Raw genomic sequence first — 11,422 nt, 5'->3', positions numbered from 1 at the left:
GCAGGCGTGGTCTACTTCCTCATCAGGCGCCTGCTTGCCGCTGTCCCGACGCTGCTCGCGGTCCTGACGCTGGTGTTCGTCATCGTCCGGATCGTTCCCGGCGATCCCGCGCTGGTCATCCTGGGCGACCAGGCGACGCCGGAGGCGATCGCGGCCCTGCATCTCCGCCTCGGCCTCGACCGGCCGCTCTGGGCACAATACGTGGCCTTCATCGGCGACGCCCTGACCGGGGATTTCGGGCGGTCGCTCGTAACCGGCCGCCCTGTACTGACGGAGGTTTCGGCGGTACTGCCGCACACCATCGATCTCACCCTCGCTTCTATGGTGTTCGGCATCGCCATCGGCGTGCCGGTCGGCATCTGGGCGGCGCTGCACCGCAACCGCGCCATCGATGTCGCCGCGCGCATCCTGTCGCTGATCGGGCTGTCCTTCCCGGTCTTCGTGTCGGGGATCTTCGCGCTGCTGCTGTTTGCACTCCACTGGCGAATGTTCCCGGTGATCGGCAATGCCGACCTGTCGAGCCCCCTCGACCGGCTGCACAAGCTGGTGCTGCCTGCCGTCACGCTGGGCCTGGTCATGGCGGCCTACATCACGCGGGTGACGCGCAGCGCGATGCTGGCGAGCCTTTCGGAGGACTACATCAGGACGGCGCGCGCCAAGGGCGTGCCATGGAACCGCGTGGTCTGGGTGCACGGGTTGCGCAACGCCTCGCTCCCGATCGTCACCGTGGTCGGGCTCTATGTCGGAATCCTGCTCGGCAATTCCGTGCTGACCGAGATCGTCTTCAACCGCCCGGGCCTGGGCAAGATCATCGTCGGCGCGCTGAACCAGCGGGACTACACGATGCTGCAGGGGCTGATGGTGATCTACTGCTTCCTGATCGTCGTGGTGAACGCGGTCACGGACCTGCTCTACGGCGTGCTCGATCCCCGGGTAAAGGCGGCATGAGCACCACCGTCGACAACGTGGTGCCGCCGCGACCGGCGGCCTGGAAGCGCGCGCTGGGCAAGGCGCGCAGCAATCCCACCACCATGGTCGGGCTGCTGATCTGCGTCGCCATCCTGCTCGCCGCGGTGCTCGCACCCTGGCTCGCCCCGCACGACCCTGCCGAGCAGGACATATTGAGCCGCCTGCAGCCGCCGGGCGGCGACTATCCCCTCGGCACCGACCAGTTCGGGCGCGACATCCTGTCGCGGTTGATGTGGGGCGCGCGCATCTCGCTCTCGGTCTCGCTCTCGGCGATTGCGATCGCGATGGTGATCGGCGGCGCGATCGGCATGGTCTCCGGCTACATCGGCGGGCGCTTCGACCTCGTCACCATGCAGGCGATGGACGTGCTGCTGTCCTTCCCCTCGCTGATCCTCGGGCTGATCGTCGTCGCGCTGCTGGGGCCTGACCTGGTCAACCTGATCGTCGCCATCGCGCTCACTGCCATCGCGCCCTTCGCCCGCATCGCCCGCGCGCCGACGCTCGCGCTGAAGGAACGCGCCTTCGTCGAGGCCGGACGCGCGCTCGGCTTCAGTCATGCCCGCATCCTGTTCCGCCACATCCTGCCCAACATCACCTCCGAGGTGATGGTGATGGGCACGCTCTGGCTCGCCACCGCAGTGCGTGTCGAGGCCTCGCTCTCCTTCATCGGCCTCGGCGTGAAGCCGCCAACGCCGACCTGGGGCGGCATGACCCGCGATGGGTTCGAGAACATACTGGATGCGCCCTGGCTCGCGGTCTTCCCCGGGGTCGCGATCCTGCTCCTGGTCCTCGGGCTCAACATGACGGGTGACGGGCTGCGCGACGCCACCGACCCTAAGCTGCGCAACGAATGAGCGCCGTCCTGCAGGTCGAAGGGCTGCGCAAGCACTTCGTGTCGCGGAAAGGATTTCCGAAGCCCCGCACCGTCACCGTGCGCGCCGTGGAGGACGTCTCCTTCACCATCGCGCCCGGCGAGGCCTTCGGGCTCGTCGGCGAATCCGGCTGCGGCAAGTCCACCGTCGCCCGCGCGCTGCTACGCCTGGTGGAGCCCGATGCAGGCCGCGTCCTCTACCGCGGCGAGGACCTGAGCACCGCCCGCGGCGACGCGCTGAAGGCGCTGCGGCGCAAGCTGCAGATCGTCTTCCAGGACCCCTATTCCTCGCTCGACCCCCGCCAGTCCATCGGCTCCGCGCTGGTCGAGCCGATGCGCGTGCACGGCATCGCGGACGGCGCCGAGGCCCGCCGCCGCGCCGCTGCCCTGCTCGAGGAGGTCGGCCTGCCGCCCGCGGCGCTCGACCGCCTGCCACATGAGTTTTCCGGCGGCCAGCGCCAGCGCATCGGCATCGCCCGCGCGCTGACGGTCGAGCCCGAGCTCATCATCGCCGACGAGCCCGTCAGCGCGCTGGATGTCTCCGTCCAGGCGCAGGTGCTGCTGCTGCTGAAGGAGCTTCGCCAGCGCCGCGGCCTGGCCTTCCTCTTCGTCAGCCACGACCTCAGCGTCGTGCGCTGGTTCTGCGACCGCGTCGCGGTAATGTATCTCGGCCGCATCGTGGAGGAAGGGCCGGCTTCCCGCGTCCTGGCCGATCCTCTGCATCCATACGCAAGAATGTTGCGGGATGCCTCGCCGATCCCCGATCCCTCACGCCGGGCGGAACTGCCCCGGATCCTGGGCGAGATCCCCTCCGCCGCGAACCCGCCGTCGGGCTGCCCCTTCCATCCGCGCTGTGCCCAGGCGATGGAGGTCTGCTCGCGCGAGATGCCGCGCTGGACGGCGCTGGCGGGGCAGGGCGGCGTCGCCTGCCACCTGCACGGCTGATCCCTACAGCGCCTCCGCCATCCAGGCCTTCACCGCCGGCGGCGCGCCGAGAAGCGCCGGGCGCTCGGCCATCGGGGCCACGATCAGGAAGCCGGGATCCGTCACGCCGCGCCGGCTGAGCGCCCGCCGGAAATGGGCCAGCAGGTAGTCGGCCGACAGGTCGGAGGAGACCATCATGACCTCGTCCGCTGGCGCCCAGTGCGATTCGGCGACTTCCCATACGGCATCGGCCAGCGTCGCACGGGTCTCGTCCACGATGTCCGGGTCGGTTCCGGGCTCGGGCTGATGGACGACGAGATGCAGCGTCATGATGGGGCGTCCGATTCCTGGCGTGCCGGCAGTCTAGCCACACAACCCCGCGCTTCACGACGGCTTGCGGCAGAATCCGACCGAGCTTGCGCCCATTGTGCCGGCAAAACGGCTCGCGCGCATCCCATGGTTGTGAACCCGGGAAACCGGTTCGATCCCGGGGCGCTCCGCGTCCGTTCCGGCGGCAATCAGAAGGGGAGGGCCGATGAGGCAGGAAGGGATCGGCTGGCTCCAGGCCCCGTCGGCCGCCCTCGGTGCGACCGAGCCGTCCTGCCGCTGCTGCGGCGGTCCGCTCGGCGACGCGTTGCTCGACCTCGGCCTGCTGCCCGCCCGGCCCGAGGGCGCCATGCCGCCCGAGGCCGAGCCACCGGCCTTTCGCCCCCTCCGAGTCTTTGCGTGCCTCGGCTGCCGGGTGCTTCAGATCGAGGGCCCGGCATCGGCGCCGGCGGCATCGGGCCGGTCCCCGCTGGACGCCGAGACGCCGGTCCTCGACCTCGGCGCACCGGGCCTGGAAGCCTTCGCGCCGGGCCTGGCCCGACGCCTGCGCGGGGCGGGCGTGGCGCCGGGGCTGATCCGGGACCGTGGCGCGCTGGCCCTGGCCCCCGACCCCCATGAGATCCTGGCGGCGTCCCGCATCCTGCTCGCCCCGGGCGGCGTGCTGCGGCTCGACCTGCCCTGCATCCTGACGATCCTGCGTGACCTGCGGTTCGATGCCATCGGGCCTGAACGCCCAACCTGGCTGTCCCTGGCTGCCGCCGAGGCGATGCTGGCCGAGCATGGCCTGGCGCTGTTCGACATCGAGCCAGGCGAGGGGACGCTGCGCCTGCTCGCCGGCCACGCCGAGGATCGCGGCAAGCCCGCCTCCGCCGCGCTCGCCGCCAGGCGCCGGGCGGAGGCCGCCTTCTGCCTGCCGCCCTCCTTCCGGGCCTTGCCGGGCCGTGTCCTGGAAGCGAAGTGCGGCCTGCTCGATTTCCTGGTCGGGCTGCGGCGGGCGGGGCGCAGCGTGGCCGGCTTCGGCGCCGGCGCCGCGCCCGACCGCCTGCTCCGCCATGCCGGGATCGGGCCCGACCTGCTGCCCTGGATCGCCGACGATGTCGCCCCAGGGGCCGGCGCGCTGCTGCCGGCGTGCCGAGTCCCGGTTCGCCCGCTGGCGGCGCTGGACGCCGCCCGGCCGGATTTCATCCTGCTGCTGCGCACGCCAGCGCCCGACCGGCGGGAAGCGCTGTGCCGGTCCGGCGCGAGGCTGGTGGAGCCGCTGCCCGCGCTGCGCGTGCTGGACTGATCACGCCGTCGCCGCGACGGGGTGCCGGAGCAGCGCGCGCGGGATGCGCCCCCGCAGCATGATCCAGGCGACCGCCGCATAGACCGTGGCGCCGGCCAGCCCGGAGACCGCGAGGTCCAGGAAGGACGAGAGGCGCAGGGTCGCCTGCAGCGCCAGCACCACCGCCGCCATGGCCGCCGTGGATACCAGCCCCGGCGCCAGCTTCGCCAGCAGCCAGGTCCAGGGCCGCTTCACCTCCCGTAGGGCCAGCCAGGTCAGCAGCGGTGGCAGCACCAGGGATTGCGACGCCCAGGCCAGGGCCGCGCCCTCCGCGGTCTGCGGCCGGATGACCAGCAGCGCGACCAGCGGCACCGTCAGCGAGACGAGGTTCACATAGAGGTTCCAACGCGCCTTGCCGCGCGCGACGAAGAGGCTCAGCGGATCGCCGTTGACGAAGGTCAGCAGCGCGGCGACGCCCACGATCCGCGCCGCCCCCGCGGCGTCCTGCCATGCCGGTCCCAGCAGCGCATGCACGAGATCCGGGGCGGTCAGCGCGACTCCGGCCGCGATCGGCATGCCGAGCAGGGCGAGAAGCTGCGCGATGTCGCCGAACGCCTCGGCCTGGGCGTGCCGGTCGCCCTGCAGCCCGCAGAGCCGCGGCATCGCGATCCGGCCGATGGACTGCCAGACCACCACCAGCGCCGCGTCCAGCATGCGGAAGGCGAAGTGGCTGACGGCCAGAACTGACTCTGTCGTCACCAGCCCGAGAAGCACCAGGAACAGGCGATAGCGCCCGATCAGCACGGCGAGCGCCGCGACCTGCGGCAGCGCCACGGGCCAGAGCTCCCGCAATGCGCCGCGATCCAGCATCGGCCGCAGCCAGAGCCGCCCGAAGCCCAGCACGATCGCGAAGGCCACGACCGTCGCCACCGCCTGGTTCGCGATCATCGCCCAGGGCCCGTGCCCGCTTGCCGCCAGGCCGAGGCCGGCCGCCAGCGCCAGCGGCTGCCCGACGAGCACGCGGGCCGCAAGGGGCGCGTAGCGATGGTCGCGCAGCAGCAGCCCTGCCCCGGCGCCGGCGAAGGCTGAAATCGGCAGCAGCGGCGCGAGCACCCAGCACAGTGCCTCGACGGCGGGCGCGGCGGACCAGCGCGCCATCAAGGGGCCAAAGACCGCGAGCACCACACCCATTGCCGCGCCGACGAGCGTCGCGCAGGTCAGCGCGCTCGCGGCGTGGCGGGCCGTCGGCGCGCGGTGCTGCACCAGCGCATCCGGGAACAGCGTTGAACCAATAAGGTCGAGCAGGGCGAAGCTCGCGATCGCGATCATGCCCGTACCCGCCGCCTCCGGCCCGATCACGCGCCCGATGGCCAGCATGGAGAACAGCGAGAACAGGGCCGAGGTCGCGGTTTCCGCGAGCACCCAGACGGGCGAGCGGGAGGATGGCAGGCGCAAGCGATTCCCCTCGGGGTGGACGGCGCGACCGCGCCGCCGCTTCAGCGCGCCTGGACGGCAACGGTTCCGTCCCGGCTGGATTTCACGCCTGCTCCGCGCCAGCATGGCGCCATGGCAAACCGGACCCTGATCGCCGCGCATCGCGGCGGGCTCTTTCTCTGGCCCGAGAACTCGAGCCTGGCATTTCGCGAAAGCGCGAAGCTGCCTGTCGAGCAGGCCGAATGCGACGTCCATCTGACCGCCGACGGCGGGGTCGTCGTGATGCATGACGCCACGCTGGACCGCACGACCGACGCGAAGGGCCCTGTCGCCGCGATGACGTCCAACGACCTGCTGGGGGTGCGCGTGCGCGGCACGGGCGGGGAGGCGCCGCCGACACTGGCCGAATACCTTGCCATACTGGCACCCACGCCCGTGGCGCCGCGCATCGAGATCAAGACCGATGCCGGGCGCAGCCGCTATCCCGGCCTGGTCGGCAGGACGCTGGCGGCCCTGGACGCGTCCGGCCAGCGCGGACGGAGCTGGATCATCGGCTTCAACGCGGAGGACATGGCCGAGGCCCAGGCGGCCGGCGGGCTCGCCGGCGTCGCCTGGCTGGTAGAGATCCCGACGCTGCACGACATCGGCGTGGACGGCATCATCGCGGTGGCGCGCAGGCTCGGCGTGGCGGAGGTCGGCATGACGGTCGGCGTGCTGGATGCACCGATGATCGCGCGCTTCCGCGCGGCCGGCCTCGCTGTCGGCACATGGGGCGCCAACCACGCCGACACGATCCGCCGCGCGCTCGAGCTTCGCGTGGACGTCTTCGCCACCGACGACCCGCCTCTGGCCGTGGCGCTGCGGGGCTGACAGGTTGCGGTCGGCGTCCTGCGGCCGCTAGATTGGGGCGCAAGTCGTCACGAACACGACAAGGGAGCACGTCCGTTTGGCGGAAGCCTCGCCGATCCTCACGGCGGATCACGTCAGCCTGCGCTTTGGCGGCGTCCGGGCCCTGACGGATGTCTCGTTCTCCGTCGGCCGCGGCGAGATCTTCTCGATCATCGGGCCCAACGGCGCGGGCAAGACCTCGATGGTCAACTGCGTCTCCGGCCGCTACCGGCCGACCGAGGGGCACGTCACCTTCGAAGGCCAGGACATCACGCGCATGGGGCCGAACCGGCGCGCTGGCCTCGGGATCGGACGCACATTCCAGAACCTGGCGCTGTTCGGCCACATGAGCGTGCTCGACAATATCATGGTCGGCCGGCACCACCTGCTGAAATCGGGCTTCCTGCGCGGCATGCTCTACTGGATCGGCGGCGCGCAGCGGGAGGAGCTGGCGCACCGCGCGGAGGTCGAGGAGATCATCGACTTCCTCGAGATCCAGCACGTCCGCAAGGCGCAGGCCGGCACGCTGCCTTATGGGCTTCGCAAGCGCGTGGAGCTGGCGCGGGCCATCGCGCTGAAGCCCAAGCTGATCCTGCTGGACGAGCCGATGGCGGGCATGAACCTCGAGGAGAAGGAGGACATGGCCCGCTACATCGTGGACCTCAACCAGGAATGGGGCATGACGGTGCTGATGATCGAGCACGACATGGGCGTCGTGATGGACATCAGCCACCGCGTCATGGTGCTGGATTTCGGCCGCAGGATTGCCGAGGGCGAGCCGGATGCCGTGCTTGCCGACGCGCATGTCAGGAGCGCCTACCTCGGCGAGGCGGAGGAAGTCGAGCAGCCCATGGGGGTGGAAGCGTGACGCGCTTCGATGGCGACACGCTGCCGCGCATCCTGGCCAACAACGCCGCCGCGCATGGCGCCGACATCGCGCTGCGCGAGAAGCAGTTCGGCATATGGCGCAGCTTCACCTGGAACGACTACCACGCGCGCACGCGGCTTTTCGCGCTCGGCCTGAAGCGGGTCGGCGTGCAGCCCGGAGAGGTAGTTGCGCTGATCGGCGACAACCGGCCGGACTGGGTGATGGGCGAGATCGCCGCCCATGCCCTGGGTTGCCGCAGCCTTGGCGTCTATCGCGACGCGCTGGACGACGAGGTCGCCTATCTGCTCGCCCATGCCGGCGCCTCCGTCGCCTTCGCCGAGGACGAGGAGCAGGTGGACAAGCTGCTCGCGGCGTCGGAGCGCGTGCCGACCCTCAAACGCATCATCTACAACGATCCCCGCGGTATGCGGAAGCTGCAGGCCGACCGGCTGATGTCGGTGGAGGCGTTGTGCAAGGTCGGCGCGAACGAGGATCCCGCGGATTACGACGCGCTGCTGGCGGCGATGAACCCGGACGCCGTCGCGATCCTCTGCACCACCTCCGGCACCACGGCGCGGCCGAAGCTCGCGATGCTGTCCTCCCGCGCGCTCGTTCGGCACTGCGAGGCCTATCTCAAGGCCGATCCCAAAGGGTCGGGGGACGAATACGTCTCCGTCTTGCCGCTGCCCTGGATCATGGAGCAGATCTACGTCCTGGGTTGGGGCCTGATCAGCCGCATGAAGGTCAACTTCGTCGAGGAACCCGAGACGATGATGGCCGACTTCCGGGAGATCGCACCGACCTTCGTGCTCTTCGCGCCGCGCGTCTGGGAGTCGATCGCAGCGGATGTGCGCGCGAAGGTGATGGACGCCTCGCCCTTCAAGCGGCGCATGTTCGATCTTGGGATGCGGATGGGGCTGGAGGCGGTGGACCAGGGCAGGCGCTCCGCCGCGGCCGACATGCTGCTGTTCCGTGCGCTGCGCGACCGGCTCGGCTTCTCGCGCCTGACCTCGGCGGCGACAGGTGGCGCGGCGCTCGGCCCCGACACCTTCCGCTTCTTCCAGGCCATGGGGGTGCCGCTGCGCCAGCTCTATGGCCAAACCGAGCTGCTCGGGGCCTATACCTTGCACCGCGCCGGCGAGGTGGATTTCGACAGCGTCGGTGTCGCCTTCGACGACACGATCGAGCTGCGCATCGACCAGCCCGATCCCAACGGCGTCGGGGAAATCGTGACGCGGCACCCCAACATGTTCAGCGGCTATCTCGGCGTGAACGACAACCCCGACCTGCGGGAAGGCTGGCTGCACACCGGCGACGCCGGCTATCGCCGTCCTGACGGCCGCCTGGTCGTCATCGACCGCATCAAGGACATCGCGGAGACGACCGGCGGCGACCGCTTCAGCCCGCAGTACATCGAGAACAAGCTGAAGTTCAGCCCCTATGTCGCGGAGGCCGTCGTGCTGGGCGCGGGCAGGCCGCATCTCGCCGCGATGATCTGCATCCGCTTCCCCATCGTGTCGAAATGGGCAGAGCGCAACCGCATCGCCTTCACCACCTATTCCGACCTGTCGGCCAAGCCCCAGGTGCTGGCGCTGCTGCGGGCCGAGGTTGAGAAGGTCAACGCAACGCTGCCGCCGGCGCAGCAGCTCCGCGAGTTCGTGCTGCTCTACAAGGAGCTCGACGCCGACGACGAGGAGCTGACCCGCACGCGGAAGGTGCGGCGCGGCGTCATTGCGCAGAAATACGGCGACATCATCGAGGCGATCTACCGCGGCGACGACGCCATCCCCGTGGACGCCACCATCGCCTTTCAGGACGGCACGAAGCAACGCATCCGGACGACGCTGTCGGTGATGCGCCTGGCTACCAGCGTGGCGATGGCGGCGGAGTAGGACCATGGATCTCGCCCTGCTGTTCCAGCTCACGCTCAACGGCCTGATCGTCGGCGCGCTCTACGGCGTCGTCGCGATGAGTTTCGTGCTGATCTACAAGGCGTCCCAGGTGGTGAACTTCGCGCAGGGCGAGTTCCTGCTGGTCGGCGCCTGGGTCTGCTGGTGGTTCCTGACGGAATGGCAGCTCCCGTTCTGGATGGGCTTCCTTTTCACGATGGCCTTCATGACGCTCTTCGGCCTGGTGCTGCAGGTCGTGGTGCTGCGCCCGCTGATCGGGGAGCCCGTGATCAGCGTCATCATGGCCACCATCGGTCTCGGCATCTTCTTCCAGGCGCTGATGAAGTGGATCTTCGGCGTCTTCGCCAAGCCCTTTCCGCCGATCTTCGCGCAGGAACGCGTGCAGGTCCTCGGGCTCGACGTGCAGATGGTCTATCTCGTCTCGCTCGGCATCTCGCTTCTGATCATGCTGGGCTTCGCCTGGTTCTTCACGAGCTCCAAGCACGGGCTGGCGATGCGCGCGACGGCCTTCGACCAGCAGGTCGCGCAATCCCTCGGTGTCTCCGTGCCCAAGGTCTTCGCGATGTCCTGGGCAATCTCGGCTGTGGTGTCCTCGGTCGCTGGCGTCGTCGTCGGGGTGGTGAACGGCGTCTCCTCCGCGCTGTCCTTCTACGGAATCAAGGTGTTCCCGGCCGTCATCCTGGGCGGGCTTGATTCGATCCTCGGCGCCGTGCTCGGCGGCGTGATCGTGGGCCTGCTGGAGAATTGGGCGCAGTACGTGGACAGCCAGTGGCTGAACTGGGGCAACATGTTCCAGATCGCGCCGTTCTACGCGCTGGTGCTGATCCTGCTGATCAAGCCCTACGGCCTGTTCGGCACGAAGAACATCGAGCGCGTGTGAGATGAGCGCGAGCCTCACCCCGGCCGGCGATTACCGCACGACCTACCGCGCCGACACGACGATCTTCCCGACGCGCAACAGCCGGCTGGCGATGTGGCTCGGCCTTGCAATCGTGGTGGCCTCGCCGCTTTTCCTGGGGCGCTACGAGCTCTCACAGCTCATCAACATCGGCATCATGGGGATCGCCGCGCTTGGGCTGAACATCCTGGTCGGCTTCACCGGCCAGATCAGTATCGGCCACGCCGCCTTCTTCGGCGTCGGCGCCTTTGCTTCGGCCTGGCTGCACGAGAGCCTGCACGTCCCGGTCTGGGCCTGCATCCCGCTCGCCGGCGTCATCACAGCGATCGTCGGCCTGGTCTTCGGGGCGCCGGCGGCGCGGCTGAAGGGCCTCTACCTCGCCATCGCGACCCTCGCCGCGCAGTTCATCCTGGAGGATTTCTTCGCCCGCGCGCGGTGGTTCACCGGCGGCGTCGCGGGCCGCCTGACGGAGCCGCCGGAGATCTTCGGATTCGCCTTCGACCGCGAGGAAAGCTACCTCTACGTCGTCCTGTTCTTCGTGGTCGTGATGTATGCCGGCGCGGCGAACCTGATGCGCACGCGCGACGGCCGCGCGCTGGTCGCGGTGCGCGACCACTATCTCTCCGCCGAGCTCATGGGCATCAACCTCGCCTACTACCGGACGCTGTCCTTCGGGATCGCGAGCCTCTACGCCGGCATAGCCGGCGCGCTCTACGCGCACTACCTCCAGTTCGTCAGCGTGGAGGCATTCAACATCCTCTTCTCCATCCAGTTCCTGGGCATGGTCATCATCGGTGGCCTGGGCAGCATCATGGGCAGCCTGATGGGCGCGGCCTTCATGGTGCTGCTGCCCGAAGTCGTGCAGGGCGGCGCGAACCTGCTGGCGGGCAGCGCGATCGACCAGGCGCTCAAGATCGGCGCCTCGATCTCCTACCTCAGGGAAATGGCGATCGGCGCCGCGATCATCGCCTTCCTGATCTTTGAACCGGACGGCCTGGCGCATCGCTGGCGTCTGGTGAAGGCGTACTGGAAGCTCTACCCGTATTCGCACTGAACACAGACTGGGAGG

Annotated in this window: 11 protein-coding genes; 9 read left to right on the top strand and 2 right to left on the bottom strand. The window is 69.6% G+C overall.

Annotation, left to right across the window (positions count from 1 at the left end; genetic code table 11):
- The first annotated feature begins 6 nt into the window (after positions 1 to 6).
- The 3 genes from ACLF3M_RS04345 to ACLF3M_RS04335 are packed head-to-tail and all read left to right on the top strand — an operon-like array spanning position 7 to position 2,785.
- A complete protein-coding gene (locus ACLF3M_RS04345) occupies positions 7 to 948 on the top strand; it encodes an ABC transporter permease (protein WP_430655627.1) in 942 nt (313 codons plus the stop codon).
- Positions 945 to 1,823: an ABC transporter permease gene (locus ACLF3M_RS04340; protein WP_430655626.1), complete on the top strand. Its 879-nt coding sequence runs from the start codon at positions 945 to 947 to the stop codon at positions 1,821 to 1,823. The genes ACLF3M_RS04345 and ACLF3M_RS04340 overlap by 4 nt, the downstream gene beginning before the upstream one ends.
- Positions 1,820 to 2,785, top strand: a complete 966-nt coding sequence (locus ACLF3M_RS04335) for an ABC transporter ATP-binding protein (RefSeq protein ID WP_430655625.1) — start codon at positions 1,820 to 1,822, stop codon at positions 2,783 to 2,785. Before ACLF3M_RS04340 ends, ACLF3M_RS04335 begins: the two co-directional genes overlap by 4 nt.
- Before the next feature lie 3 nt (positions 2,786 to 2,788).
- Here the strand turns inward: ACLF3M_RS04335 and ACLF3M_RS04330 are convergent, their stop codons facing one another.
- On the bottom strand, positions 2,789 to 3,094 hold the full coding sequence (locus ACLF3M_RS04330; RefSeq protein WP_430655624.1) for a hypothetical protein: 306 nt from the start codon (positions 3,092 to 3,094) through the stop codon (positions 2,789 to 2,791).
- A gap of 205 nt (positions 3,095 to 3,299) precedes the next feature.
- On the opposite strand from ACLF3M_RS04330, the gene ACLF3M_RS04325 reads away from it, so the two are divergent.
- On the top strand, positions 3,300 to 4,376 hold the full coding sequence (locus ACLF3M_RS04325) for a hypothetical protein (protein ID WP_430655623.1): 1,077 nt from the start codon (positions 3,300 to 3,302) through the stop codon (positions 4,374 to 4,376).
- On the opposite strand, the gene ACLF3M_RS04320 is transcribed toward ACLF3M_RS04325, so the two are convergent.
- A complete protein-coding gene (locus ACLF3M_RS04320; protein ID WP_430655622.1) occupies positions 4,377 to 5,810 on the bottom strand; it encodes an oligosaccharide flippase family protein in 1,434 nt (477 codons plus the stop codon).
- A gap of 111 nt (positions 5,811 to 5,921) precedes the next feature.
- Between ACLF3M_RS04320 and ACLF3M_RS04315 the strand changes: the two genes are divergently transcribed.
- The 5 genes from ACLF3M_RS04315 to ACLF3M_RS04295 all read left to right on the top strand — a co-directional run bounded on the left by ACLF3M_RS04315 (position 5,922) and on the right by ACLF3M_RS04295 (position 11,407).
- On the top strand, positions 5,922 to 6,659 hold the full coding sequence (locus tag ACLF3M_RS04315; protein WP_430655621.1) for a glycerophosphodiester phosphodiesterase: 738 nt from the start codon (positions 5,922 to 5,924) through the stop codon (positions 6,657 to 6,659).
- Between the two features lie 76 nt (positions 6,660 to 6,735).
- Entirely contained in the window at positions 6,736 to 7,545 is an 810-nt protein-coding gene (locus ACLF3M_RS04310) for an ABC transporter ATP-binding protein (protein ID WP_430655620.1), read from the top strand.
- A complete protein-coding gene (locus tag ACLF3M_RS04305; protein WP_430655619.1) occupies positions 7,542 to 9,437 on the top strand; it encodes an AMP-binding protein in 1,896 nt (631 codons plus the stop codon). Before ACLF3M_RS04310 ends, ACLF3M_RS04305 begins: the two co-directional genes overlap by 4 nt.
- 4 nt (positions 9,438 to 9,441) lie before the next feature.
- Entirely contained in the window at positions 9,442 to 10,335 is an 894-nt protein-coding gene (locus ACLF3M_RS04300; protein WP_430655618.1) for a branched-chain amino acid ABC transporter permease, read from the top strand.
- A gap of 1 nt (position 10,336) precedes the next feature.
- Positions 10,337 to 11,407, top strand: coding sequence for a branched-chain amino acid ABC transporter permease (locus ACLF3M_RS04295; RefSeq protein ID WP_430655617.1), 1,071 nt, complete (start codon positions 10,337 to 10,339; stop codon positions 11,405 to 11,407).
- The last annotated feature ends 15 nt before the right edge of the window (positions 11,408 to 11,422 follow it).

The organism is Falsiroseomonas sp. HW251, from assembly GCF_050563545.1.
In the GTDB taxonomy this organism is placed as follows: Bacteria; Pseudomonadota; Alphaproteobacteria; order Acetobacterales; family Acetobacteraceae; genus Falsiroseomonas.
The sequence above is the reverse complement of the archived record's forward strand: the minus strand, read 5'-3'. Positions and strand labels throughout refer to the sequence as shown.